Below are 26,861 nucleotides of genomic sequence, written 5' to 3' on the forward strand. Positions count from 1 at the left end.
GAGCAAATGAACAACACATTCGTCCATACATTCAAAACACTGAGCGAATTTCACCAAATGAGTGGATTGCCCAAACCGGAACATCCACTGGTCAGCCTGGTAGACTACGGGCTGGTAACTTACCAAACCAAAGAAAAGGAAATCAGCTGGGTGCAGCAGTTCTATTCGATGGGCCTTAAGCGGAATATACAGGGAAAATTCCGTTACGGGCAGCAACAATACGATTTTGACGAGGGCCTCTTATCTTTCGTTGCTCCCGGCCAGGTGGTACGCATCTCAACAGAAAACCCGGAAATAAGGCCGAGTGGGTGGTTACTGCTGGTTCATCCAGATTTTATATGGAATACGTTTCTGGCCAAAAAGATAAAAGCATATGATTTTTTTGGTTATGCGGTCAATGAAGCCTTATTTCTTTCTGAAAAGGAAGAGCAGATCATTATCGGTATCCTGAAAAATATCGAACGTGAATATCATGCCAATATCGATGCATTCAGCCAGAATATTATCATTACGCAAATAGCGCTGTTGTTTAATTACAGTGAGCGCTTTTACCAAAGGCAGTTTTTGACCCGCAAAAAGAGCGGGCACCAATTGCTGGAACGCCTGGAAAACGTATTACACGATTATTTCACCAATGGCCTTACCGGCAAGGGGCTGCCTACGGCTCAGTACATCGCCGAAAAATTGCATGTATCGCCCAACTACCTGGGAAGCTTGCTCAAGACGCTGACGGGACAGACTACCCAGCAGCACATCCATGAAAAGTTGATTGAAAAAGCCAAAGAAAGGTTGTCGACCACCCAACTGACGGTGTCGGAGATCGCCTACGAACTTGGCTTTGAACAGCCGCAGTCGTTTAGCCGCTTATTTAAAGCGAAGACCAACCAAAGCCCGCTGGAATTCAGGGCGGGATTTAATTGAGTGTCTGCTCCACCGCTATCAAATTTTTTTCCACCCAACCCATAAAACTAATAATTTTAGTATTATATTTGCATTGATAACACGATGCATTGATGGTAGCCGCAAGTCAATATTGGCCACCGGGGCGATAAGTTGATTTATCGGACATAAAGCCGATATTTGCAATTATCGGATATAAAACCGATATTTGACCAAAGCAGACGGAATATGAAAACGATAGCTGTATTAACAGGGGACATCGTAAGCTCCCGATCAAAACTTGCCAACGAATGGCAGCCCGTACTGACGCGTATCTTGAACCAATATGGCAAGGAACCGACTGACTGGGAAATATTCCGGGGAGATAGTTTCCAAATCCGCGTTGCTCCGGAGCATGCGCTCAACGTGGCAATCCACATAAAAGCAGGGATGAAACAGGTGCCTCCCCTTGACGTAAGAATAGCCGTGGGCGTAGGCTCGGGGGAACACACCGCAAATAAAATCACATCATCTACCGGCAGTGCGTTTATCCTTTCCGGTGAATGCTTCGACGCACTCAAGAAACAAACCATGGGGATTGCTACCGGCAGCAAAAAGCTGGACGAAGTGCTTAACCTCATGCTCTCACTTGCCGCGCTGACCATAGACAATTGGAGCCCCACGGTGGCCGAGGTCGTCAAAATGGCCATCGAACACCCCGCAATGAATCAGGAAGGCATTGCAAGCAAAATGGGAAAATCACAAAGCAGTATCAGCGAAGCACTCAAAAGAGGAGGATATGATGCCGTGATGCGTATGGAGCATTTTTACAGAAAACAAATTGGTAGCGTATGATCACGTTGGCCCTAAAATTATTTCTTGCCCATGTCTTGGGCGATTTTGTCTTACAAACCGATAAATGGGCAAAAAGCAAGTCGGAAAGAAAGCACAAATCATGGCACCTGTATCTCCATATCATGGTACATGCCATAACGATGCTGGTTTTGCTGAGATTTGATTTTTTTTATTGGAAAGCCTTTTTATTAGTTCTGCCGAGCCACTTCATTATTGATGTGATTAAGACTCACCTGGATGGCAGCATAAACAAACCGACATTGTTCTGGCTCGACCAATTGGCACATGGCATTTTCATATTATTGGCCGTCTATCTCTATGAGCCGTTTACCTTTTCTATTCAAGGGCTGTTTACCGACGAAACGCTGCTTTTTGCATTGGCAATTATATGCGTCACGTTTGTATCTTCAATAATTATCAAACAGTCGCTGTCAAGCTGGGGGCTCGAAGCCCAGCAAACCCCGCCGGAAAAATCAAAACAAGCAGGAATCCTGCAATATAAAGGACCGTCCGAGAAAGACTCACTCACCAACGCAGGCAAATACATCGGATATCTGGAGCGACTTTTTCTTTTCTGCTTTATTTTAATGAACCAATGGCAGGCAATAGGGTTTATGATTGCAGCAAAGTCTATTTTCAGGTTCAGCGACTTGTCAACGGCTAAAGACAGAAAGCTGACCGAGTATGTACTGATCGGCACGCTGCTAAGTTTCGGATTGGCCTTATTGATCAGCTTATTGTACAAGTATGGCCTGGCGCAGCTTGCTGACCTTTGACACTTCCGGTAAGCAAACATCGGCATGCCCGCCTATGATTTAGGCGGTCGTGCCATTCAAATCCAGCGCCGCACACGGCTGCTATACTGCCGGTATTCGTCACCGAAGCGCTGCCCCAGCACCTTTTCTTCGGGCATGATCTGGCACTTGGTCATAAACCCGACGAAAATAAGCACGCCTATCGCACTGGCCCAGTTTGCGAGCCCCCCCCCATCCAACGAGCAGTAGCGCCATCCCCAGGTAAATGGGATTTCTCGAAAGGTTATAAACACCGGTGGTCACCAATACGGATGCCGTGGGCAACGAGCGCCACCCAGGCTGCGCCGTTGTACGGTGCTTGCGCAAAGCGGCTTTGGCCGAAACTATGATGACCAGCCCAAACAGCGCTATCAGCCCCGATAACACGGTATGATACGGTATATCCAAACCGGACCGAGGCAGGCATCTTGCCGACAACCACATCAGTACGCCACAGCCTATGAGGACGATATCGGGTGGAATTTTTGCTCGCATATGCAGTTTTACTTTACTTGTTACAATTCCCATCCAACGGACAATGAAGGGCTTGGATGAACAGCCCTTAACCGGCATGTCGCCGGACCAATAGCCTGCATCCCAGGCCGGAACATCAGGAAGTTCATGGATACCTTGGGCATAAGCTCCAAAGATTGGCAAAAGGAACAATAAGGAAAAAAACGCAACAGAGTAATGCCAAGGGCTCCACCGCCGCATCTGCTCGGCAAGTGGGTCGACACCTCGCTACCTGCCAATCACCGGGTCATAGAACCTCGCGCCGTAATCGTAATAGCACCATTATTTTGAAGTGGCGTCCTTAATTGTTGAGTTCATCATTTCAACAATATCGACTTTGTTTATTTTTTTTGAATACAACTCTATCTGCTTTCTATTTCCAACAAAAAATATAGCGTATTCTATTGCGTTTGAGCCATCAACATTTTCGTATGCTTTTCCAATGGAAGGCAAAGTAGTACTTACTTTATCTTCTTCATCATTTTTCCAATCAATAATAACTGGTATTCGATTTCTGTCGGCAACTTCTACATAGTAAAATTCAGGAAATTTAGTTTCACCGTAATCGGGATCGAATTGCGTTTTCAATATTCCAGAAGAGGGAATTTTATAGATTCGTTTCCCCCCCTGTATTCCTTTGCTTCTCCATCAGCCTGTTTATATAATATGATCACATAGCCCGTATAATCCTTAGGCAAAATATAAACGCTATCTTCACCGTTATCAGTGCAGGCTAAAGAAAATAAACTCATAAGTAAACAAAATAATAATCTCATTTTTGATTAAAATTTGATTGTATATACTTATCCCAAGCCTCAAGTGTATAGCTTTTACCGTCATACACTACTCCTGTAAAGTTGCCCTTACCGTCAATATTTATTCTCATATTGACATTGAAAGTGGAACGCTTGTTTTCAAAAAACAAACTACCTAAGCCGCCTCGTTCTTTATGGGCACCAAGTAATAATCTCGTTCCAGACTGGTCTGTAATGAACGCTTCGGTACTGGGGAATGCATCTCCAGTAAAGTTCCCGTTGACATTGATGAAACCAGCTTCTAAATTTTCCGTTATGCTCAAACTTGCTTGCACATCTAAATCAGGTGTTACAATACTTGGAGTAACCGGATCTTTGGCTGAATGTTTAAAGTCCAATGACAAACTATTTCCAGAGGCATCAATATTACTGATTGCGGCCGAAGGCTCCGGTATTTTGGCTGTCGGGGGGATACGAGAACCCGGGTTGAGCGGGTTTGGTGCCCCGTAAAATACGGTTGGATTGCTTTCGGTCCTTAAATTTGTTACAGAGCCCCTTGCGGGGTCAACCGTAAATGACGAATTAACTCTTGACCAAGCTCTTGGATAATCGTGTGTTGATGGTCCGCGGCCGTCTCCTCCAAAACTTCCGAACGCAACTGAGGATGCTGATATAAAAGAACGAATATTGATAGGCCATGGATATTCTCCACCAACGTCAAAAAGCCTTTAATAAATAGCAAAGCCACCTAATCGGTGGCCTTTGCTTTTATTTTCTTACTCCTGGAAACATTTGTTCCGCTCGTTCATTTCCTAATTCTTCCAATCTCTTTTTCGTAGTTAGATAATTCCGATCATTAAAGAGGTCGGCAATATTGGTAAGTATAGTACTCCCCAAATATTGGACAGCTGCTTAAATGTTTAACTTAGCAGTTGTAAGAATGAAAAAAGAACGCAGGAAATTCAGTGCAAGCTTTAAGGCGAAGGTCGCCATCGAAGCTATTAAAGAACAGCAGACCGTCCATGAACTGGCTGCGAAATACGAGGTTCATCCCACACAGATCAATACGTGGAAACGGGAATTTCTTGATAAGGCTGAATCGGTTTTCAGTAAGGAGCATGCTCCAGTTAAGGACGAATCCAGGGAAAAAGAGCTTTATTCAAAGATCGGGGAGTTACAGATACAGGTGGATTTCTTAAAAAAAGTATTGGGCAAATGAGTTTGGAAGATAAACGCAGGCTTGTTTGCCCACCCTATAAAAAGTTGAGCGTGTTCCAGCAATGCAGGGTCATCGAGCTGCCGCGCAGCAGTTATTATTTCAAGCCCAAAGGGGAATCCCTGTTCAACCAGCGGGTAATGAAAGCGATTGACCGTAAATTCCTGGACTGCCCGTTCTATGGCGTGGAACGCATGACCACGTACCTGAAAATGGATCTAGGGTACGCTGTTGGGGAAAAGCGTATCAGGAGATTGTACAAAATCATGAACCTGAAGGCCATCCATCCCAAAAAGAATCTCAGCAAGGCAAACAAGGGGGATTATAAGTTTCCTTACCTGCTCAGGAACCTGAAGATCGACCGGGCAAATCAGGTCTGGCAGGCTGATATCACCTACATCCCCATGTTCCGTGGGTTCATGTATATGTTTGCCATCATCGATGTGTACAGCCGTAAAATTATGGGCTGGGACGTTTCCAATACGATGAGTGCCGAATGGTGTCGGGACGTCATGCTGGGTGCCTTGGAAAGGCACGGGAAACCGGAAATCTTCAACACCGATCAAGGATCCCAATTTACATCCTCGGTATTCATCGAAGCACTTAAGGGACATGAGGTTAAAATATCCATGGACGGTAAAGGCCGGGCGTTGGACAATATCTACATCGAAAGGTTCTGGGGCTCGTTAAAAAGGGAGAAGATCTATCTCAACCCGCCCAACGGAGGGGTTGACTTATACCGACAGGTGAAGGATTATGTGCGGTTCTACAACACCGAAAGAAGGCATAAATCGATTGGACGGGTAACGCCCGATGAAAGGTTCTATCAGCAAATCAAAAATGTGTCGTGATTATATCTTAAATTAGTGCAAAAGTTGTCCAACAAATAGGGAGTATCATAAAGCTCTTCCTGTAAAAAATCTTTGTGTTCTTCAATGGTGGTTGCCTTAGTAAGATTTTTTTCATCATACAGAAGAGTTTTTACTAACGCCAAATCGTACCAATTGTCATTTGGATTACTACTCCGTATATCAACTGTTTCAAATGATTTAGAACTGCTAAATCTTAATTGGAAACTGTTATTAGTAAATATATCATAGTAATCCCCAAAAAATGAAGATGTATCTTTTTGGACTAGTTCAAAGCCGTTTAACTTTAAGAAGCTGTATATCTTTTCGTTATTCTTATTCATAAGCTTTCTATTTAACTAACCAAAGTCCGTCAGAGCTTACTTTGTAGCCTTTGTCAAATAAATAATTCAATTCCTTTTGATAAAAGCTGCCTGGCTTAACTTGATAAGAGGTGTAGCAAGTCTGATATTGTCCCCACGCAAAATCATTCTATCAAGAAACTTTTGATTTGCTCCCCATTGTTGGGCAGGCGTCATTTTATTCCAAATCTTCGTTGGTATTTGAAATGTCCTTGCACCTATGGTTTCAGCAACTTTTACATATTGCGGGTAGTGACCTAAAACCGTTGTTCCCCCCTTAGCGGCAACTGCTTCAACGCTCACAACCCTGTTTCTACAATCTACTAAATCATTCCGATTTTGACAACAATTTACTAAATCATTTTCAATCGCTTTCTGAACTTTTTTTGTTATCTCTATATGAAATGAAGGAGAAGGATATGTTGTTGCTTCCTGAATATATGGAAAAGTAATAGCTGCACTTGTTATGTTCACATTAACAACAAGTGCAACCAAAACAAATAGCAGTATTTTTATAAATAGCTTCATTATAGTTCCTTGCTATTTTATTAGCTTTTTATATTCCTGTGGTAACCATTCCCGTATTTCTTGCTGCTCTTCTTTTGGTTGCTTAAAATGTTCCTGAAAAATGGGGGCTAATTCAGACTTAAAACCTATTATATCTAATGGATGTTCATAGTCATTTGCAGAATACTTACCCCAATTTCCATTCTCGCCGAATACAAAATATTCATTTAAAGACATTTCTAAGAGAACAGCCGATATATAATTGCCGCTTATAAGTTCTTCCCAGGTTATGTTTACCGGAAATTTCATTCTGAACATTGGCTCGCCATTTGTATATTCTTGGATATTTTGGACAACTACAAAGTACATTTCTCCGATGCTCAGTATAGCTTTTTGCAATTGCTTAAAATCTTCTTCTAAAAACAAACATCCTCCATTTGCAACTATCATCTCAAATTCTGAATGATAAATTAAATTTGGTAGGCTCTTACCTTGAACGAAAATTTTATCCTGTATCGGCTTCCAAACACTTAAATACTCTTGCTCCGGTAGCCAATATTTTTTCAAATATTCTTCTGCAAGTTTTTTGTCTCCCCATTTATCCTCTGGAACAACTTTTGAAAAATGTTGATGCCAGTATAATTTATAAAATTCTATATGCCTTTCAAATTCTGTCATGGTGTTATTCTTATTTTGTAAATCTGAGATGGAGTATTTATGAAAAGAGTACGAGCACCTGTTGATGTGGCATTGTACATGTTAATAATAGTCCCATTTGACATTTGTACTGCACCTGAAGGCAGTACAGTTCCTCCATTGGTTATTGATTTAAAAATAGCATCAGCGTTACCTTTAACAAAGCCTTGCAACTCACCATGCTTTAGTGCTTTCCCAAAGGTAGGTTGTGCCGCTTTGATTAAACTTTCTGCACTATTAAACTGGTTTAACAACTTCGTTCCACCCTTAGCGGCCTGCAATAACCTGAAATACTTGATTGGCCCGTTTACATCTGCCGTACCGGTAATCAGTTCGGGAATAACCCGGCCGCGATGGTCTACCTTTACCGTATTACCGTATTCATCAACAACTTCCCGTCCAAAAATATAGTCTGTTACGGTATTCCACGCCCCTTCCGAAGGCTTAGCAACCTGTTCACCGCCCTGATATATCTTGGCCTGCAGTGAGCTTGTACCGTTCTCCTTCTTCTTCGGGGGGTCATCGTTTCCTTCACCTGCATTTTCTCCCCCGTGCATCGCCTGAAGCAGCCCGAATAATTCCTGGGCGTCCCGGCCTGTGTACCTTACACCCCCATTGATGGAGCGGACATCGCGTCCATCCGGATCTACTACGTTTAACGGATTGTTTACTGCATAATTATATGCAGATAACGATGAATACTTCTCCGCCAACGGATCCACGCTCCCCCACCTGCCGATGACCGGGTCATAGAATCTGGCTCCGTAATCCAGCTGCTCCAACCCCAGCTCCACCTGCTTCTCCTTGCCGTTGTACCTGTACAGGTTAATCGGGGAGGCCGAATACGCGTTCCCGGGGTTCATCTCCAGGCCGAACGCATAATAGTCCTGTATCTGCTTCACCGTACCGGTATGGTCCACCACGGCACGGACGTTACCTAAATGGTCCTTCAGGAAATACTCGTAAATGAAAGAACTACCGGCAGGAACTATCCGGCCCTCTTCGGTCTGGATGAACTCGATGGCACCGTCCCTGTACTGGATGCCGTCCACGTACTGTACCACCGAGCTGCCCAGTTGCTTGGTCAGCTTCCTACCCAACGCATCGTAGGTATACTGCAGTGCCTGCGAACCTTTCGTATACCTGCCGGGTAAATTTAGGTAATTGTATTCGATATTGGTAATCCCCAGCCGTGAATTGCTGGTGACATTGCCGTTCGCATCATAGCCATAGCTGCTGCCCATGGCCGCCGTGCCCGCATCGGAAACGCTACCCAGCCGGCTGCCCGTGTAGTGGTACTTGAAGTGGTTGGCCCATCCCGTACTGCCCCGCGTGCGGCGAAGCGTATCGATATTGCCCAGGTTGTCGTAAGCCAGTTCCTCGTTGAAGAAATTCACCTTGCCCGTGGCGCTGTATGCCGCCTTCTTCAGCCGGTTCAGCGGATCGTAATCGTACGTATAGGTCTGAACCGGCGTCTGCGGCTGTGAGCCGTGAACTTTCGTGTTCCAAACCGCCGAGCCGATATTGCCGTTGTAAGCGCGTACCCTGTTGGCGTAATTCAATTGCATGCCGAAACGCCGTTTGTCCGTCACGCTTGCCGGGTTGTTGATGCCGGTCAGCCAGCCCCGTTCATTGTAGGCATAGACGATTTCCTGTACCGCGGTGTTACCGCTCACGTGCAGGTCCTTATGCCGGAGCTGCCCGACTTCGTTGTAGTACAGCTTGCCCTGCACGATTTCCGGCTGGCTGTTCACCTTTTTGCGGGTTTCCACCAACCGCCCCACATGGTCGTACTTATTTGTCGTCAGGATGGTCGTCACCGCCCCGCCGGCCGAGGCCCTGTGGTCCCGCTTGCTGGCCAGCAGTTCCCCTGCGAAACTGAACGTGTTGGTCACGTAATCCGTGCCGCCCAGCTGGTTCTGCGAGGCGGTCTGGACCGCCCGCCCGCGGTCATCATAATAATGAATCGTCAGCAGCGGCGCAGTGCCGTCCGTCCGGAACACCCTTGCACCCGTCAACAGCGACTTCACCTTCTGGCTGCGCGTGATGCCCGAGGGCTGCAGCGTGGCTGTGGAAGCACCGTTGAAGGTATAATCGTCGTAATAGTTGACCATCCGTACGCTCTTTGAGCTGCGCGGATAACTTACATTGGTATAATCCGCCCCCGTACGGGTTTCCCAGAGGGCCGTATTCGCCTCGCTGTCCAATGCCGTCTGCAGGCTCGCCCGGGTCGCATTGGACATCAATATACCTGTCTCCACGACCCTACCGAAAGCATCGTATTTCGTGTACAGCCATTGCCTGGTGGTCATCCCCCGCTGGTTAGCATCCTGCGTGAGTACCACCTGGTCGTTTTTGTTATAAACCATATACTCCCAGCCTTTGCCCGGGACTTTTTTCTCGACCACACGGTGACGGCTGTCATATTTGTAGCCGTAGATATAGTCCGTGAAGGCGGCGGCTGTTTCGGTAAAACTGCCCGCCGTAACCGCCGGCGGTATCACGTACCGGAGGTCCCCGAAGTCGTCGTACACATAGTACGTCTCCAGCTTCCTGCTCTCCGTCTCCCACGCGCGTCTGAGCACAACCTGACCTTCCATATCCGTGAATTCCTCCACCGTACCGGTCTTGCCGCTGGTCCAGTTCTCGTCCTTGGTCACCACCCTGTAAAGCCGGCCGGCTGCATAGCTGGACGTGCTTGCAGCCCCGTTGCCATTGGCGTTGATATTCCAAAGTTTTACCGCATCCGCACCGGAGGCTACGTTCGTGCCGTAGTCCATCACCACCGTACGACCCGCGGTTGCCGTGCGGCCCGATGCCGGCTGCCACACCGCACCGGGAGCCCCCTGCTGCAGGACCCGGTTCAGCGGGCTGTCCTCGAAAACCGTGACCGCATAGGGGTTCGGCGTCTTCCTCACGTGGCTGTCCCAGCTGCCCGACGCCCCGTAGTACGCCGCCTGGCTTGCCCTGGCACCGGCCTTGAAGCTGCCGTTGTTGCCCGTCTGTTCCGCGTACGGAAGGTACTCATGCGTCTCCCTTCCGTAGCCGTCGTACTCCATGTGCCGCACAATGTCCCTGTATCCCGGGCTGGCCTTCAGCTCTACCACCTGGATAGGCCGGCCGAGACCGTCGAAGTACTGAACCGTCTGGTTCTCCCGGGAAATGTCACGAACCTGGCCGAGTTGGTTCTCCTTCACCGGCACGCGGAATGTACGCGTCTGGATGTAGTTCTGGCCCGCACTGGGCGCGCTGCCGACATTCGGGTATCCCTGAATCGAGAGCACCACATTACTTCCCGAGGGGATGTGGAAGCCGGGCCTCAGCGTGATGCTGTTCAGCGCAGTAATGCTCGACTGACCGCTGTAGCTGGAAAGTATGATGTCCGCCTCCTGCCCACTGGCAAGGCCTACCATAAAAAAGCTTATCGCTATAATCCGTATTTTTTTCATGATACCGCTCTTAAGGCCTGAAATGATAGTTGAAGTCCGTTAACACGTTGCTCTCGAAGTCCAGTATGCGCTTCAGCCGCTGGAGACCGTCGTATTTATAGTACTCCGTGATTCCGCGCGGATCGGTCATGCTGGAGAGACCGGATAAAGGCTGGTAGGTGTAGGTACTGACCTGTGCCTTTGCAAGGCTCGCACGCAGCGACTGCACTGTTGAATTGATATAAGCGTCGGTGACGTTGACCGCGTTTAAACGGGAGAAAACCGTATTGGCAGCCGATGTTCCGCCCAGAGCCGCAACGACCTCGGCATGTGTTGCATTTTCAATCCTGGCTACCGGATACTGCCCGTTGTATCCCCAGAGATAGGTGGTAACCTGGCGATCCTGTTTCTTCACCTCCAACGGATTGCCGTAGCTATCGTAAGATCCCATCGAGCGCTCTGTTCTCGTCTGGCCGGTTTTATCTTTGCTTAAATAAACCGACGGGGCCAAAACAGGGAGATTGAACGGCGCATACTCAACTTTATAGTAGTCTTTCAGTACGGTACCGACATAGGTAGACCGCTCCAGCGGTATACCGACCATGTTGCCGGAGGTCAGCAGTGCGGCGTCTCCCGACCCTAAATTGTTGGCGTATTTGATATGCGTGGTTTCGGTCTTGCCATTCGATAGCAATCGTTGGATTTGGCTTACCTGATAGTTTACCGGATCATACGTGTAGTTCTCCTGCGTGGGTATCCTGGCCGCGTTGAAGTAATCTGTTTTTTTCCTGGTTGCAAGTTGTACGCTGAAGTTCGAATAAGCACTGGTAACGACGTTATACCGGTTGTCCCTTGCAATAGCGACCAAACCGCACATCCCCCCGTTGGGCCCTTTGTACTTCTCAAAGATATTGATGTTGCACGGGAAATGGCTTACATTACTGATGGTATAATTGTATTCTTCCACCGCTACGGTATCCTGGTTTTTATCCAGCAAGGTTTTCTTCCGGAGCTTGCCGTTGTTCGCATGATCAGTAATTCCCTGCGGGACGAATTTTTGATGAGACGTCATATTCTGCAACGGAGCGTTATAAAACTCCAGATGTGTCAAAACGGGACTATTATTTTGCACATTGTAATCCCGTACGACCACGCGGGAATACCCGACATTGGCAGGCGAATAACTCGTTTCGTACGTATAGGTATTGCCGGAAAAAATTTGATAATAGTTATAGTATTGCCGTATGGCGGTTGTTATTCCCCCGGAACTTGTCCCGCCCGCAATCGCTCCGGACATGGAAAGGCTCTTGTAAAACTGCATGGGGTGTACCAGTTTCCCGGAGGTCTGGTTGCTTGTAGTCACATAGTCGTATGTTTTGCGTGAAATTAAATTCCCGGAAAAATCCCGGTTCAGAATCTCCTTGATCCTCAAGCCGCCCACAAAGGACGTATAGTTGGCATCCAGATTGTACTCGTAAAAAGTTATTTCGCCCAGCGTTCCATTATTAAATGTATAGCCCTGATCCGGCATAGATCCTACTGTTGCCGCAAGGACGACCATCCCGGGAGGCAGAACGACATCTTCTTCTATTACTACCGTTTTAGTGTTGTTATATTGTTGTATCTGTTCATTGGACAATATCCTGTATCTCTTAGTAACAGGTGAGGGTGTATTCGCATTAGTAACCAGTACCACCGCGAACGCGTTAAAGTCGGTGATGTTGAAAGTTGTGCCTTTTATCGTTACTTTAATCTTCGCTTTGACTTCCTTATCGAGCGTGAAACTGAGATTCGTCGTACTGAAAGAACTATTCCCATTATTGATCACCTGTTTGTACTCCTGGCGCACCAGGGCCTGGTTTGCATCCGCATATACGCGATTATCTACCTGATTCGATTCATAAATAAACTCAGTCTTCCCCCCGGTCGGGTAGGTCATGCTCTTAAGTGTTCCGGCGACTGCAAACTGCGGATTAACCCCGCGGTTTGCGGCTTGGAAAGGCAGTAAAGCCTCGGGTATCGATTCAGTGAACGCCAGGGAGGCGGCGCTGGGCACCAGTGTCCTGGTAGTCGAAAACGGCGTCCCGCCCGCATTCGTGATGGGTCTGCCCGCGGTGTTCGGTTGACCGTTGAAAAAGCCCCAAAAATCCTGCGCAAAGGAAGTCTTGTACGGAAGCTGCCCATGATAGTCAAACGAATATCGCTGCTGGTCTGTTCCGTTCCTGATCAATAGGCCATTCAGCCTCAACCGTTTTGTTACGTAATCCAGGTTGCTTGCGTCCGCCCCCACCTGGCTGCCTTCAAAATAGTCTTTCTGAAAGTCAATCGCTTTTACCAGCGCCCGGGTGGCGCGGCTGTAAACTTTAAGCGAACTCAGCGAAGGAGCGTTCCGGTAGTCAACCCTGGTCTGTGTCTCAAAGACAACGCTGTCCAGAGCCGTAACCAGGTATCTGGGATATTTCGCTGTAAGACCGTCGATAGTCGTTACGCTCCTTGTAATCCGGTCATTCCCAAAAGGCGGATATTGATGGCTTACCCCTCCGGGGTCGAATCTCATCAGTGCGTATGAATCTGAAATTACCGGCAGCGGTTGCAAACTGTAAGAATCGTAAAAAACGCGCAATAACATTTTTCCCTGATAGACCACCTGGGTTAAATGCCAGGTATTATTCAGCTGATTATGGGCTCCGCTGTACACATAATGTTCCTGTTCAGAAAAAAAATACTGGTACCCACGGTCATCGATGACCTTCCAGCCATTTCCTTCCCTGCTGATGCGGTACGCTTTCTTTTCACCCACCATCACTATCTGCCCGGTGACCGGCTTAATGAAAAACTTGCAATGATTGCCGAAAAAATTAACATTGTAAATATCCCTCTCGCTATTTCCCTTTTCGGACTCAATAACGATTGCACTGTTAGGCACTTTCAGTATTTCATTATCGAAATCTCCCCCGCCACAATTTTCTGTCACATTCACCCGTCCTATTCCGGTAAAAGCCTGTGGCTTCCCGTCGATAAGCGGGCGGTAATTAAAAACCGAATCCCAGTCCCTCATCGAAGCACTTTCATAGGTATCCGCCCCACCAACAGCCGTAACGGATATGCTTCCAAAACTGGACAGATTCCATCCCAATCCCACCCAGGAGGCCTCGTCACTCACACGTATGCCGCCGGGATGGTAAGTAAGCTGCATCAGGAAAGGATTGCCTTTTAGGGTAAGCTCGTGCAATGGGATGGAGATCTGCGGTACGCCGGTATATTCCTCTACCGGCACGTTCCCATACCGCTCAAGCAATTGGACTTCGGGAGTTTTCGGGACAAAGTCCGCTTTCGGCGTGGTCTGAGCCTGAACCTGCATTACACCATTGCCAGGAATTAAACCTATCACCCCGGCAACATAAATCAATACTATTCTGAAATTCATATCGTGCGTTTTTAAAACATCCGGCCAATTAGAAAAACTGATCTAAATACCAGTTATTCATTGCATTTCTTAAGGTTTGCCAATTCTTTCTCAAGCCGGTTTATTCGTTTCTCCTGCTCGATGGCATACAGCACGAGTTCTTCAATCTTTTGCAGCAACCGCGTGTTCAGGTCTCCGAGGCCCATGCCTTCCCGTTGCATTTCCGCTGCCGACGGAATACCTGGTAGGTGCCGGTGATTTCCGACATACGCCTCTACATCGCTTAGTAAAGGCAGGTCATAACCGGGTTCGAATACGAAGTCTGCACCCGTTGTATTGACATTGATTTCGTTGGCCCGGATTTTCCCGTTTACATCCAGTTTGTAAGACGTATTCTGTTGTGTTGTCTTTCCGATAAGAACATTCGCAGAGCTGGCGTTTTTTGTGGATGCGAGAATGATATCGCCATTGGATTTAAATACCAGGGGAGCTATATACCCGCCGCCTTTTTTTACGGCATAAAACTCAAGTGAAGTCTGGTTGGATGGGTTATCAGAAAAATAGCCGTCTTTGCGGTGACTGATTAACCATTGATCCGGTGTACCCGACTGGATGTTGGTTGTCGTTGTAACGCCAAAAACCAAATCGGAATAAGCATTCGTATTGCCATCGCTGCTTAACGTAATTCCTTTCCGGTTGGCTCCGGCGTTCAGGTGTAACAAATATCCGGGATTCGTAGTTCCGATGCCTACATTCCCTGTGGCCGGGAACGTGTTGCTTTGTGCTATACAGACCGTAGCCGTCACTGCTATCAGCCATGAAAAAGTAACTGATGTGCGTATCGTGTTGTATAGGCGTGTTGAATGTTGAATGTCCGCTCTCATGGTCGAATGATTACCTTGTTAATTATTTTTCTGTGCTTTCAGCTGTGACAGGCCCTGTTTTAAGTCTGCTAATTCTTCCTTCATCAATCGGGCTGACTTCTCGTTCTCAATCAAATACAATGTCAGCTCCTCCACCTTCTTCAACAGCAAGAGGTTCATTTCAGCCAGGTCGAGCCCATTGTTTTCGATGTCCTTGGCCGAGGGGATTTCAGGCAGGTGCCGGTGTTCCTTCACGTAGGCTTCCACATCAGCCAGTGTGGGCAGCTCGTACTCCGGTGCAAACACATAGTCCGGTACGGTGATATCCGTCTTCACCTTTACTTCCTTGGCCAGGATGTTGCCATTTACCGCCAGCTTGGCTTGGGGATTGTCAGTACCTATGCCAACGTTTCCTTGTGAGGTTAACGAAAGCATGTCGGTCCACACGGCAGTATTATGGCGGGAGGCTATGTTAAGTAACGTTCTGTTACCCGGATCCTTCACATATATCTTGTGACCAAATCCGTTCCCCCAAATTGAAGCCGTCCATTCCAACACTTTGTTTTGCAACACTTCTTGTGCACTTATTGGCTGGAACAAACTTGCCGTGATGAATAACATCAATGGCATTTTGAAACGAAAGTTCATATCCGATAGGTTTTATTGATTGCCCGTTACAATGGTGCCTGATTGATGTTTCAAGGCAGCCAGCTCAGTCTTTAATACCGCTATTTCCGAAAATAGCAGCCGCTCTGTCTTCTCTTTTTCGATAAGGTATAGGTTTACTCCGCTGATGGAGACTCCTCCTGTCTGCACATCCAGCTTTAGTTGAGGACTACTGGTGCCGATGCCTACATTTCCCGAAGCCGGAAAAGTATTATTCTGTGCTTGCCCAGCAAAAACCCATAAACATGCGATTAAAAAGATTGTCAATTGTTTCATTCCAGTTAGCTTATTTATTTCATTCAGAACAACTTACTTTAATGCGTTCAAGCGATCAATCTATACGGGTTGTGTCTTTTAAAACTTTGTCCAGTAGCTTCTCCAAGTTTTCTGTACGATTGCGCAAATCGGTAATGTTGGCGTTTTGCTCGTCAATGACGATCTGTTGCTTCCTGACAGCTTTAGCATTCCCATCAAGCATCAAATCCTTCTCAATCAAATGCAACGTCAGCTCCTCCACCTTCTTCAATAGCAGCAGGTTCATTTCAGCCAGGTTCAGCCCATCGTTTTCGATATCCCTCGCCGATGGGATTTCCGGCAGATGTTTGTGTTGTTTTACGTAGGCTGCGATTTCAGACAGTGTGGGCAACTCATAACCTTCCTCAAACACATAGTCCGGCACGGTGATATCCGTCTTTACCTTCACTTCCTTGGCCAGGATGTTGCCGTCTACCGCCAGCTTGGCTTGGGGCGTACGGGTACCTATCCCTACATTCCCCATGAAGACATTATCCCGTACAGACTCACTTCGGATCGATTGGCTTGTGGTCGTTCCAAAATGATTTACGTAGTCATCTTCTGTTGTTTTAATGCCATACACTCTGCCATTCGACGTTGTATATGGCAATGGGTTCAGAATGTCGTCATACACCATTGGGTCGACGCTCCCATTTGCTTGATAATAATAGGTCGTGCCACCGCCCCTAAGCCATATGACAATCCGCATCCCACTATTCCCCCCGGAAGCGTCTGCCCATCCCCCAACGAAATTTCGCGGAGCAACGTTTGCAGTCCCTTGAAACGATGCGATATCCGCATTGATAAACTGGGCCTGATGGCCCCAATTAGATACATGGAAGCGGAATGAAGCTATCAATGCTCCCCGCCATTGGCTGTTTGTATGTGCAGACGAACGACCGATATGCAATTCGGTTTGCTGATTACTGCTCCATGCGCCATCATACCAAGATACAGGATAATACGTATTGAAATCCCCACCTACGGTAATGCTGCCCGATTGCTGAGCATGTCCGTACATTCCAAAAAAAATGCAGATTACTCCCAATAGGTTACTTAAAAGGCTATTTTTCATATGGCTGTTTTATTCCAATGTGCTGTTCAACGGTTGATAGCCTATCTTGTAAAAATTTGTTTTCCTTATCCTTCTCAATCAAATGCAACGTCAGTTCCTCCACCTTCTTCAACAGCAAGAGGTTCATTTCAGCCAGGTCGAGCCCATTGTTTTCGATGTCCTTGGCCGAGGGGATTTCCGGCAGATGTTTGTGTTGTTTTACGTAGGCTGCGATTTCAGACAGTGTGGGCAACTCATAGCCTTCCTCAAACACATAGTCCGGCACGGTGATATCCGTCTTTACCTTCACTTCCTTGGCCAGGATGTTGCCATCTACCGCCAGCTTGGCTTGGGGGGATGCCGTACCAATACCCACACGTCCGTTATTTGCCACTACTAAATGGTTTTCAACGCTTAATCTTGCGACATTTGCCAACGCCCTCACCGTGCCACCACCGTTCGGCAGTGTTCCACTATACAGGGTTGCCACTCGCCAACCATAGTTATCCGAAATCAATTGAAGCCCCGACAGATGGGTTGAAAAATTCACCTCCAAATATGAATTTGTGCCATCATTGGTAATACGGCATGCCGTCCAATAGGTATTATGTCTGCTGTTAGACGAAACGGTTATGCCACCTGAGTTTGACCAGTCGTGAAACCAGCTTATTGTGGTCATTTGCGGTGTAAAATCTCCACCAGGAATGTAAAGTGACACCGTGCCGAATCCCCGCCCGGCCGAGCCATTCACATAGGCAATCCGTTTCCAGCCAGTACCTCCGGTGTTGACCGTAGCAGTAGTTTGCCCATACGCAGAAAAGCACGACGCAGCAAAAAAGAAGAATAAGAGAATGCGGCTACTCACAGCTCTATTTAGCCTGTTTGTTTTAGTATCCATATCTATGATTAATTACTCTTTATTGGTCTGGTCATTCACTTTATCTTCGATAAGCTGCATTCGTTTTACAAGCAGTTTTCTTGCCTTCCGCTCTTCAATAAGATAAAGCGTCAGCTCCTCCACCTTCTTCAACAGCAAGAGGTTCATTTCAGCCAGGTTGAGCCCATCGTTTTCGATATCCCTCGCCGAGGGGATCTCCGGCAGGTGCTTATGTTCTGTCACGTAAGCTTCCACATCGGCAAGGGTAGGCAGCTCATAATCCGGTTCAAACACATAGTCCGGTACGGTGATATCCGTCTTCACCTTTACTTCCTTGGCCAAGATGTTGCCGTTTACCGCCAGCTTGGCTTGGGGAGTGTTCGTTCCAATACCTACGTTTCCTCCTAAATCGTTCAATACTACATGCCCCGTTTCACCTTCGCGCCCTATAATACTACGTATATAAATATTCCCGGTTGAGCTGGTGTGCTCAAATACCGTTGCGTTTCCATCACTATTGTTTCGAATTTGAGTGTACCCAAAACCAACAATTCCCGTGCGTGAAATAGCGGAGGTAATATTCTTTGTGCCTGTCCAAAATTCCTGACCCAGCGAATCAAAAGACATTGACAACAAGGCAACCAAACAACTGATTAAAGCTTTAGATTTCATATCGTTAGTTTATTGTTTTAATGTCATTACGGCAAATCTATCCTGCAATTCATTAAAAGAAATTGACACGGCCGAAGCATCTTTCTTACAATATTCTATTACTCGCTGGACATATTATTCTACTCTGAAGTTATCAATCAAAGCTAAGGAAGACCATGCTATCCGTCATTACGTCTAGGCTATAAATTTGATAGGCATAGGCTATAAATTGATAGGGCTGCACTAATAATCACCCGTTCAAAAAGAACAGTCATTTTTGTTCGCCTTTATATAGGCTTTTAATTCATGCAGTTCCTGTTTCAATGAGGCAAGTTCTTCTTTCATCGTTTTTGCTGATTTATCCTTCTCAATCAGATGCAATGTCAGCTCCTCCACTTTTTCCAGCAGTTTCCGGTTCATTTCGCCCAGCACTATGCCATTGGCTTCGGCCTCATCGGCTGTAGGCATTCCTGGCAAATGGCCATGCGACTGGATATATTCGTCCACCTCCGCGAGAGTCGGCAATACATAGCCTTTCTTGAATACATAGTCCGGCCAGTTGGCCATCTCTACTTTCACTTCCTTGGCCCGAATATTACCATTTACGGAAAGCCGTTCTGTGGGAGATGACGTTCCGATACCGACATTGCCCGTAACGATAAACCGACTCACGTCCTGTCTTGCTACCATATTTGAATGATAATCTTGTACATTGCTAAGTAAATCGTGATTTCTTGGCTGCCCATTGATTTCATAGGTTACTGCTTTTAGGCTTTCGCCGCTAGAACGTACCCGGCCTATAAAAAAGATGCCTTCTTTATGATATTGACCGGTGTAAGGAATATCCAACGCGAGATACCGTTTACCGTTATACGTACAAGTCTTCAGTCTCCATTCAGTATTAGACTCGTTATAGGAATACAGAGAGGCCTTAATCGCGTTGTAGGCTGATCCAGAATTAACATTAACGATATTTAACCGGTGGCTTGCATTCTCGGTACCCCGGAGGGCTACTATCTGCCCCACAGCGTAGTTTGTGGACAAATTGCTTCCGTTATAGATTTCGTGCAACAAGATGAGCGTTTTGGAATACGCCTGATTATAATCCAAAGGAATGGATACCGACTTGTAATAACCGTCTATCGTGGTGCTTTGAGCAAAGCTTCCGGTACTCCAACCTAAAAGCAAAATAAAAAGCAAACAATTTTTTTTCCTATCCAGTTTTCGGGTGTAATTTTTACGTAGTTTCATATTCTTATACGATATAAATTTCGTCTTTAATTAGCATCGCCCCTCAAAACAACGCCCTCACTTTATCATACATCCGGCTGAACAAGCTTCCTTCCTCCATACTTACTTCTTTGCCCCTCCGGTAGCGCCGAAGCACATGGGTTAGGCTGTCGCCGCTTGCATGGTGTGTCCTGATAATGCCATCAAACCCACCATCTTTCAACCGGCCGCTCTGCTGCAAATGACCTGTTTCACCATAAACAGAAAATTTCCCCGTTTCAGAACCGGCTTTCCAGCGTGATACTTTCCGCAGCACCCCCCGCTCGTCCCAATATTGCCACTTGCCAGATTTCAGCCCATATGTGTAGCTGCCTAGTACTTTTAAGCTTCTATTTGCGTATCGCTCCAGATACTGGCCATGCAGCGGCTGGCCGTGGTATCCGCCCTGCGTCACATAGATACTATCGCGGTAATAAGTATGATAGGCTACATGCGGCTCGGCTCCACCGACGTACGTTTTGCGTGTGAACCTCACCTCAATAAAGCCTTCATCCGTGCGCAGTAATGCGCTGTTTTGGTACGGTATAGCATCCTCCAAATAGCGTTGGCCCATTGCAGGACAAATGGCAGACAAGCACGCCCAACAGACCAGTAATACATATCGTCTTTTCATATACTTCTCAATTATTGCCCTGCATCGCGATGGTGCCCACCTGCCCTTGATGGCCTATGGTTATTGCATTCCTGGCCAGGGTAAGCAGCGTAAACCCTTCGGCCCCATCCCCGGGTTTAAGCATATATTCCTTGCCGTTGATACTTACCAGCGCAATGGTCCTTCCGCTGGCACTGTTGTTTACAGAACCCAGGTACTGCACTTGCGCCCAGTCGATATAGGGTACTTCTTCCACATATTCGTATTCACCCTCCATGGGTATGTCATCAGCCTCCATGCCATAGGTTTCCGGCACACTTTCCAGAAATGGGTCGCGATAGTCAAGCAGCAAGCTATCATCCGTAGGCGCCCTCTCAGCGGTCTGTTTAGGAGGCATCACCGGTGGCAGCGGCATGACATTGTTTTCATCTCCCAAACCGGAAAAAACACGGTAGAAAATTGCCCCCCACAGCAATACGGCAAGCGCCAACAGCGGATAGGTCAGTTTCCGTTTCATCGCTAATTCCTGACAATAAAACTTCGCCAACTGCTGTATCCACTCTCATTCCCGGCCCGGTCCGTCGCCCGCACCCGCCACAGGATACGCTCGCCCCTCGCTCCCGCATCAAAGACATGGGAGGTACCCTCCAGCCGCCGCGGAAACTGCTCATTGAACAACGTCGAGTCGCTCTTATACACATATAGCTGATAAGCCGCTGCATCCCCGCTGCTATTCCACCGCAGGGTTACCGGACGGTTTACCTGTGCACCGTTGGATGGCGAGGCCAGCGCGGGAGCTGGCGGAGGCGTCTCGTCGTACAAAAAACTACGCATTGCCGACCATCGCGATTGTGCGGTATCATTTTCTGCACGGACCCGCCACTGGTACCGCTGCTCATCGGGCATTTCAAATGTAAATGACGTTCCATCAATCACCCGTTCAAAGAGCAGCTCCTCCTCATCCGCAAATCCGGCGGTATCTATCTGCAAGCGATAGTTCTTCGCACTGAATATGCCCTGCCAGCTGACTTCCACTTCGCTCTGATTGGTTATGAAGTTGTTCGGCGGGCTTACCTGCAATACGGTTTGCGTGCTCAGCGCTGCTTCGTGTATGATGAACGACCGCGTAGTGTAGGCCGTGCTGCTGCTGCCATTAAGCGCCTTCACCCGCCACTGGTATGTCCCCGGTTGCAGACTGATGCTGAACAGTGTCCTGTCCAGCGTAGTGTCCGCATGAAAAATCGTCACCGAGTCGAATGAGGGTGATGCCAATTGCAGCCGGTATTGCAAAGCATGGTCAAGTGGTTCCCAAAGAAAATTGATGACGTACACGTTGGTTTCCGCGTCCTGACCGGGTGAAAGCAGCTCCAGCTCACTATCCGCAACAGATTCCTCAAAGAAATCCGAGCAAGCGGCCAGCATGCACAGGATTATCGGCAAGATCATCCATCGACAAAAAACATGTATTGGTTTCCTTTTAGCAATCGTTCCCATATCCAGTTAGTTATTGATTAGCCAGCCTTACCGTGCGCAGTTGCAGCAGCAACTCGGGCTTGCGGGTCGTGGCATTGGGTTGTTTTATAAATGATGCGCTCAAGAGGTTGATGCCCTGCTCCCGTTCCACATCCTGTAGCAGTTGCAACAAAGCCATGAAAGCACCTTCCAGCTGATATTCCGTATAATTGATATGCAACGTTTCCGTACCCAGCCGCTCCGGAGCAGGCAGGCTGCGTACATTCACCCGGTGGCCGTGGGCCATGGTGGCCAGTCGCTCGGGCTCAGCAAACGTGGTGCCTTCACGCATACCTGCAGCCGCCCCCGGCTCAAATAGCGCACCTACTTGCCGGGCCTTCACCTTGAGCTGGGCCAGCACTTGCATATTCGCTTGCCGTGCGGCTTCACCCGCCTGCAATGCTTGGTACTCTGCGCGCAGGCGCAACGTCGGCTTCACGGCCAGCTGGTAGCAGGCCAACAAAAACAGCAGCGCAGCCCCCCACAGCAAGCGGTTTTTTGTCTTCCAATTGTACTGGTTGAAGCGTTGTATCATGGTTTCAATGTCAAGGATAAAATAAACGTACCCACACCATGCTGCCCGTCAAACCTATATTCTTCGATTTTCGCCGTTTCGCAAAAAGACAGTCCGCGTACATCCATCACCCAGCCATTCAGCGCGGGCATATCGGTACAGGTGCCCTTGATGCGGATAGCCGACGGTGTGTGCACAGGCCGCCTGTGCTTCCGGCTCAGCCCTTCATCTCTTGGATACATGGCCATTTCGTTGAGCAGTATACCCGAAGGCAATTCCGCCGCGATACGATCAGCCATATATGCCATGCCCCAACGTGGCGAATCCGTATGCCAAAGTCCTTCCAGTAAGGTCTCCCGTTCGGCAGCCTGTTGCCGCAGTACGTCTATTTCTTTTTGGAGCGCCAATGCGTCACTGCCTGCAAACCCCGCAACCATATCGTTATAGTGCGCAAATAAAAACGCATTGGCCAGCAATACTATGAGGAAGAAAGCCATCAAAACAACGCCCGAACGCCTGAATGCCCACTGTTGGCGGAAGTCCGCGGCCCGCTCCTGTACAGCACGCATCGGCAGTTGTGCAACCTCAATCTCACTTATTGCCGCAAAAGCCGCAGCAAACGCCGGCACCACCCATTCGTTCAGCTGCTCTCCCGCAACGTTTACCCGCTTGCCCACAGATGCTTGTTCCTCAGGCAGCAACTCATACCCGGCAAACGCCCCCTTGTTCAGCAGCAGCCGATGCCTGCCGAAGATAAACTCGTCCCCCTCATATAAAAGATAGTCGTTGAACAGCTGGACGGCAAACGGCCCTAAACCAAGGCCCAACAATACCAAGCCATGTGCGGCCAGTTGGGCGATAATATCATCCACAACCTGCCTGCGTACCACAGACACCATGGTACACGCTTCCAGTTCAGCCCGCTGTATGTAAAAATCATCCGGCCTCGCATTGGGCAGCACCTGCTTCAGCAAACCATCACCTACGGCATGCTGCGCCCCAGCAATTGCCCGATGAACAACACCTTTACCACTTATAGTCAAGACAATGGGTACCGCCATTGACACTTCTTCTTTAATAGCATTGAAGGACATGATCCCATGCGAACCACGCAGGAAATGTACGGTTGCACCCGTGCGCTTCACCGTAGCCAGGTTAGCTACGAAGCGCCCGCCCTCCGCCAATAGCAGCTCCACTCCCGTCAGTTGCGGTATATGCCTGAGGTATGAGCCAATCGTTGCAATCATGGTGTTACTGATAAATGATAGTCGGCTTGATGAAAACCACAGACACAATTTTATTGCGCCCCTTGCTACGGCTGCTGAACAGCCATTTCAATCCCGGAAGACGTGATAGCACCGGTATCCCCGATGAATTGTCAGACGATTCAAAGCGTTCAATGCCCCCCAGTACCACCGTCTCTTCATTACGCACCCGGAGAATGGATTCAAACTTGCTTGTTGTACTTGGTGGGGGCTCGTCAATCGGCGTATTCTGCGTAAAGTCCGAAATATCGATGTTGATGTTCAACGTCACCTGCTCATCACCGGACACGATGGGTTTGATATTGATGGTCATATCGGCATTTACCTCCTGGTATTGTTCCGTTACCACAGTCTGCGGATTCAGTGACCCCATCACATTCTGGGTAGAAAGCCGGTAATACCGGGTATTGCCGATGCTGAGCGAGGCCGTATGCCCATTGAGCGTGGATAGTTTGGGCACCGACCGCAGTTCCACATTGTTATTATCTTCCAGCGCGCTCAATGTGACGTAGAAATTGGGGGTCACCCGCCCCAAGTTAAACGAGCCTGTCCCGATACGGGATAAGAAATCGTTGATGGAAGCGGCCCCAAATGTGTAATCAATACCCGGGAGCACCTTCCCGCCGGTACGCACACTGTCGGACACTCCCGCCGTGATGCCTGTTTTGATACTGTAACCCTTTCGGATGTCCAGCATGGTCACCTCGATGAGCACCATCGGCACGCGTGTATCCAGCTTGCGCACGATAGTCGCTATTTCATTGACCTGCGGTGCAGGCCCGGCCACAAGCAGCGTATTTTGTTCCCTAAACTCCTTGATTTCCACGCCCTGCCGCCACTCCGCCGGAATCATTGCTTGAATTGTATCAATTGAACGGTTTTGCAGCTGGATGACCTGCATCTCCCGTAAGCCCTCCAGCCTGCGCTCACCGATAAGGTAGATGTCATTTTCTTTCTTGTGAGAGTACGAGGTACCCCGCAACAATGCACCCAGCAGCGCTTCAAAGCTAACCTGCCGCAGTTTGGTCGTAATGGTACCTTGCAGCGGGCTGAACAGGAAGTAATTGGCGTCCACCTGGTCGGCTGCGTACCGGATGATTTCTTCAATCGGCGTATTGTTTGCCTCCACACTGAGCAAGGGAACGGAATCCTGTTCCGTACTACCTTGCCGCTCCACATACAAGTTGCCGGCTTGCCCTTCCATACCGCCTTCTGTTGGAGCCGCAAGCGGCATCCTTCGGGTAGCTAACTCCGCTTCGCTGTTGATGTAGTTTTCTTCACGCTGTCCGAGGGGTAAAAACACGAATGCCCCATCGGCTGTTTCCGCAAGTTTCAGCTGATTGTTGAATGCCAATTGGCGTAGCGCCGGCACCAGCTCCATATGCTGCACATATAGCGTTACAAGTTTGTCTTTCAACTCGTTTGTGACAATCACATTCGTACCCGTCTTTTGCGTAACCGTGCGTGCCACGCTGACGAGGCTGTCATTTTCCAACGAAAGCGTAAGCTGGCCAAGGTCAGCGTTATAATCGGCGTTGATGGGCTTAGGCATTCTGTATGCCTGCGGATTGAGCTGGCGGACTGACAGAATGGTGCCAATGAAACCGATATCCAGATCATATTCCTGGGCGACAAACAGGAGGATATTCAACGCCGTTTCTGACTGGAAATTATTATAAATGCGCGCCTCAATACCCGGATCAACATTGATGTTCAAATTTGCCGCTTCGGCCAACGCGCGCAGGAATTCCTGTGCCGAGGCGCCGGACACCGAAAGGGACACCCGCTGGTTGATGCCGGGCAGTTGTACGGCCAGGTCGTTGAGCCGCTGTTCCAATTGAGCTATCCGATCCAACTGCTGGGCGATTCCCACCATTGGAAGCAAGATTGCCATACAATACAGGCCGATGTAGGCGACGGATAATCGTAATGTTTTCCTCAAGTTATCGCTATTTATTTTACTGTCCATTAATTGGTTTTGTTCAAAGACTCCAATTGATCTACCCGCACAAGCACATCTTTTAGCTGCTTATCTTTTTCAATCAAATGCAACGTCAATTCTTCCACCTTTTTCAGCAGCAGCAGGTTCATTTCGGCGAGGTCCAGGCCGTCGCGCTCAATGTCCATCGCCGAAGGGATTTCCGGCAGGTGCCGGTGTTCCTTTACATAAGCTTCCACGTCGGCCAATGCAGGCAGGTCATACTCCGGTGCAAACACGTAGTCCGGCACGGAGATGTCCGTCTTTACCTTTACCTCCTTGGCCAGGATGTTGCCGTTTACGGCGAGCTTTGCTTGCGGATTGGATGTGCCGATGCCTATGTTTCCACTATGCCGAATCGTAAATTTGTCTTCGATACCGAATCGAGCGACAGTTGTAATCGCCCTTTGGTTTCCGCCCCCGGCAGGCAAAGTGCCCGTATATAAGGTAGCCACGCGCCAGCCGTAGTTGTCGGAAATCAAACGCACATCACTAACCGTGGTCAAAAAATTAACTTCAATGTAGCTGTTCGTACCATCGTCCGTGATACGGACAGCATTCCAATATTGCGTAGTTGGACTATCCGAATTGACCCGTATCCCGGCGCCGTTACTCCAGTCATGGAACCAATCGACAGTGGTAAAAATCGGTTGGTAATCCATACCCACTGTATAAAGCGTTACTCGTCCAAACCCCCGGCCGTTTTGGCCCGATATATGGGCTATCCGTTTCCAACCCATCGTTCCCGAGGTTGCTGATCCGGATGTCTGTGCTATGGCCCAGTTGGTAATCAGGCACAAAATCAAAAAAAGAAAGATTTGTTTCATCGTATATGATTGGGTTATTGAATTGATACACCAGTGTTCTCTTCTAATTGCCTCATCCGTACTTCCATAGCGTCGTTTCTTTCTATTAGTCTATCATTAACTTTATTTAATCGGATGATGTGCAACGTCAGTTCCTCCACCTTTTTCAGCAGCAGCAGGTTCATCTCGGCGAGGTCCAGGCCGTCGCGTTCAATGTCCATCGCCGAAGGGATTTCCGGT

Annotated in this window: 27 protein-coding genes and 1 pseudogene; 5 read left to right on the top strand and 23 right to left on the bottom strand. The window is 48.1% G+C overall.

What is annotated here, in order from left to right; genetic code table 11:
- Positions 1 to 6: 6 nt before the first annotated feature.
- The 3 genes from JHJ32_RS21050 to JHJ32_RS21060 all read left to right on the top strand — a co-directional run bounded on the left by JHJ32_RS21050 (position 7) and on the right by JHJ32_RS21060 (position 2,510).
- Positions 7 to 921, top strand: a complete 915-nt coding sequence (locus JHJ32_RS21050; RefSeq protein ID WP_079716023.1) for an AraC family transcriptional regulator — start codon at positions 7 to 9, stop codon at positions 919 to 921.
- A gap of 207 nt (positions 922 to 1,128) precedes the next feature.
- The gene (locus JHJ32_RS21055) at positions 1,129 to 1,734 is read left to right on the top strand and encodes a SatD family protein (protein ID WP_200122375.1); all 606 of its coding nucleotides are present in this window, start codon (positions 1,129 to 1,131) and stop codon (positions 1,732 to 1,734) included.
- Positions 1,731 to 2,510, top strand: coding sequence for a DUF3307 domain-containing protein (locus JHJ32_RS21060; protein ID WP_079715735.1), 780 nt, complete (start codon positions 1,731 to 1,733; stop codon positions 2,508 to 2,510). Before JHJ32_RS21055 ends, JHJ32_RS21060 begins: the two co-directional genes overlap by 4 nt.
- 99 nt (positions 2,511 to 2,609) lie before the next feature.
- Here the strand turns inward: JHJ32_RS21060 and JHJ32_RS21065 are convergent, their stop codons facing one another.
- From JHJ32_RS21065 to JHJ32_RS21075, 3 genes are all read right to left on the bottom strand, one after another.
- Positions 2,610 to 3,023, bottom strand: a complete 414-nt coding sequence (locus JHJ32_RS21065) for an isoprenylcysteine carboxylmethyltransferase family protein (protein WP_200122377.1) — start codon at positions 3,021 to 3,023, stop codon at positions 2,610 to 2,612.
- Positions 3,024 to 3,323: 300 nt separating this feature from the next.
- On the bottom strand, positions 3,324 to 3,629 hold the full coding sequence (locus tag JHJ32_RS21070; protein WP_200122379.1) for a hypothetical protein: 306 nt from the start codon (positions 3,627 to 3,629) through the stop codon (positions 3,324 to 3,326).
- Between the two features lie 184 nt (positions 3,630 to 3,813).
- A complete protein-coding gene (locus JHJ32_RS21075) occupies positions 3,814 to 4,194 on the bottom strand; it encodes a hypothetical protein (RefSeq protein ID WP_200122381.1) in 381 nt (126 codons plus the stop codon).
- A 542-nt stretch (positions 4,195 to 4,736) separates the two neighbouring features.
- Between JHJ32_RS21075 and JHJ32_RS21080 the strand changes: the two genes are divergently transcribed.
- Together JHJ32_RS21080 and JHJ32_RS21085 are read left to right on the top strand one after the other, a co-directional pair.
- Positions 4,737 to 5,015, top strand: a complete 279-nt coding sequence (locus JHJ32_RS21080) for a transposase (RefSeq protein WP_200122388.1) — start codon at positions 4,737 to 4,739, stop codon at positions 5,013 to 5,015.
- Entirely contained in the window at positions 5,012 to 5,863 is an 852-nt protein-coding gene (locus tag JHJ32_RS21085) for an IS3 family transposase (protein WP_200122390.1), read from the top strand. Before JHJ32_RS21080 ends, JHJ32_RS21085 begins: the two co-directional genes overlap by 4 nt.
- On the opposite strand, the gene JHJ32_RS21090 is transcribed toward JHJ32_RS21085, so the two are convergent.
- The 20 genes and pseudogenes from JHJ32_RS21090 to JHJ32_RS21185 all read right to left on the bottom strand — a co-directional run.
- Entirely contained in the window at positions 5,839 to 6,204 is a 366-nt protein-coding gene (locus JHJ32_RS21090) for a hypothetical protein (RefSeq protein ID WP_200122392.1), read from the bottom strand. The genes JHJ32_RS21085 and JHJ32_RS21090 overlap by 25 nt on opposite strands.
- A gap of 66 nt (positions 6,205 to 6,270) precedes the next feature.
- Positions 6,271 to 6,750 (bottom strand): hypothetical protein, encoded by a 480-nt coding sequence (locus JHJ32_RS21095; protein WP_200122394.1) that lies wholly within the window; start codon positions 6,748 to 6,750, stop codon positions 6,271 to 6,273.
- A 12-nt stretch (positions 6,751 to 6,762) separates the two neighbouring features.
- Positions 6,763 to 7,407, bottom strand: coding sequence for a hypothetical protein (locus JHJ32_RS21100; RefSeq protein WP_200122396.1), 645 nt, complete (start codon positions 7,405 to 7,407; stop codon positions 6,763 to 6,765).
- Positions 7,404 to 10,874 (bottom strand): DUF6443 domain-containing protein, encoded by a 3,471-nt coding sequence (locus tag JHJ32_RS21105; RefSeq protein ID WP_200122398.1) that lies wholly within the window; start codon positions 10,872 to 10,874, stop codon positions 7,404 to 7,406. The genes JHJ32_RS21100 and JHJ32_RS21105 overlap by 4 nt, the downstream gene beginning before the upstream one ends.
- A gap of 10 nt (positions 10,875 to 10,884) precedes the next feature.
- Positions 10,885 to 14,280, bottom strand: coding sequence for a hypothetical protein (locus JHJ32_RS21110; protein ID WP_200122400.1), 3,396 nt, complete (start codon positions 14,278 to 14,280; stop codon positions 10,885 to 10,887).
- A 53-nt stretch (positions 14,281 to 14,333) separates the two neighbouring features.
- Positions 14,334 to 15,143 (bottom strand): hypothetical protein, encoded by an 810-nt coding sequence (locus JHJ32_RS21115; protein WP_200122402.1) that lies wholly within the window; start codon positions 15,141 to 15,143, stop codon positions 14,334 to 14,336.
- A gap of 18 nt (positions 15,144 to 15,161) precedes the next feature.
- Positions 15,162 to 15,770 carry a hypothetical protein gene (locus tag JHJ32_RS21120; protein WP_200122404.1) on the bottom strand — a complete coding sequence of 203 codons (609 nt, stop codon included), beginning with the start codon at positions 15,768 to 15,770 and terminating at the stop codon, positions 15,162 to 15,164.
- A 12-nt stretch (positions 15,771 to 15,782) separates the two neighbouring features.
- Positions 15,783 to 16,064, bottom strand: a complete 282-nt coding sequence (locus JHJ32_RS21125) for a hypothetical protein (protein ID WP_200122406.1) — start codon at positions 16,062 to 16,064, stop codon at positions 15,783 to 15,785.
- A gap of 55 nt (positions 16,065 to 16,119) precedes the next feature.
- Positions 16,120 to 17,157 (bottom strand): hypothetical protein, encoded by a 1,038-nt coding sequence (locus JHJ32_RS21130; protein WP_200122408.1) that lies wholly within the window; start codon positions 17,155 to 17,157, stop codon positions 16,120 to 16,122.
- Complete coding sequence (locus JHJ32_RS21135; RefSeq protein WP_200122410.1) at positions 17,147 to 18,034, bottom strand: hypothetical protein; 888 nt, start codon at positions 18,032 to 18,034, stop codon at positions 17,147 to 17,149. The genes JHJ32_RS21130 and JHJ32_RS21135 overlap by 11 nt, the downstream gene beginning before the upstream one ends.
- A gap of 12 nt (positions 18,035 to 18,046) precedes the next feature.
- A complete protein-coding gene (locus tag JHJ32_RS21140; RefSeq protein ID WP_200122412.1) occupies positions 18,047 to 18,685 on the bottom strand; it encodes a hypothetical protein in 639 nt (212 codons plus the stop codon).
- A gap of 237 nt (positions 18,686 to 18,922) precedes the next feature.
- Positions 18,923 to 19,915, bottom strand: coding sequence for a hypothetical protein (locus tag JHJ32_RS21145; protein ID WP_200122414.1), 993 nt, complete (start codon positions 19,913 to 19,915; stop codon positions 18,923 to 18,925).
- A 43-nt stretch (positions 19,916 to 19,958) separates the two neighbouring features.
- Positions 19,959 to 20,567: a toxin-antitoxin system YwqK family antitoxin gene (locus tag JHJ32_RS21150; RefSeq protein WP_200122416.1), complete on the bottom strand. Its 609-nt coding sequence runs from the start codon at positions 20,565 to 20,567 to the stop codon at positions 19,959 to 19,961.
- Between the two features lie 7 nt (positions 20,568 to 20,574).
- Complete coding sequence (locus JHJ32_RS21155) at positions 20,575 to 21,063, bottom strand: hypothetical protein (RefSeq protein WP_200122418.1); 489 nt, start codon at positions 21,061 to 21,063, stop codon at positions 20,575 to 20,577.
- A gap of 2 nt (positions 21,064 to 21,065) precedes the next feature.
- The gene (locus tag JHJ32_RS21160) at positions 21,066 to 21,992 is read right to left on the bottom strand and encodes a hypothetical protein (protein ID WP_200122420.1); all 927 of its coding nucleotides are present in this window, start codon (positions 21,990 to 21,992) and stop codon (positions 21,066 to 21,068) included.
- A 58-nt stretch (positions 21,993 to 22,050) separates the two neighbouring features.
- Positions 22,051 to 22,593 carry a hypothetical protein gene (locus tag JHJ32_RS21165; RefSeq protein WP_200122422.1) on the bottom strand — a complete coding sequence of 181 codons (543 nt, stop codon included), beginning with the start codon at positions 22,591 to 22,593 and terminating at the stop codon, positions 22,051 to 22,053.
- A complete protein-coding gene (locus JHJ32_RS21170; protein ID WP_200122424.1) occupies positions 22,590 to 23,819 on the bottom strand; it encodes a hypothetical protein in 1,230 nt (409 codons plus the stop codon). The genes JHJ32_RS21165 and JHJ32_RS21170 overlap by 4 nt, the downstream gene beginning before the upstream one ends.
- A gap of 4 nt (positions 23,820 to 23,823) precedes the next feature.
- Entirely contained in the window at positions 23,824 to 25,779 is a 1,956-nt protein-coding gene (locus JHJ32_RS21175) for a type II secretion system protein GspD (RefSeq protein ID WP_233632788.1), read from the bottom strand.
- Between the two features lie 26 nt (positions 25,780 to 25,805).
- Positions 25,806 to 26,642 carry a hypothetical protein gene (locus JHJ32_RS21180; protein WP_200122426.1) on the bottom strand — a complete coding sequence of 279 codons (837 nt, stop codon included), beginning with the start codon at positions 26,640 to 26,642 and terminating at the stop codon, positions 25,806 to 25,808.
- A gap of 14 nt (positions 26,643 to 26,656) precedes the next feature.
- Positions 26,657 to 26,861: pseudogene (locus tag JHJ32_RS21185) on the bottom strand (hypothetical protein); the annotation flags it as partial.

Origin of the sequence: Parapedobacter sp. ISTM3, assembly GCF_016533505.1 — a bacterium.
Lineage (GTDB): Bacteria > Bacteroidota > Bacteroidia > Sphingobacteriales > Sphingobacteriaceae > Parapedobacter > Parapedobacter luteus.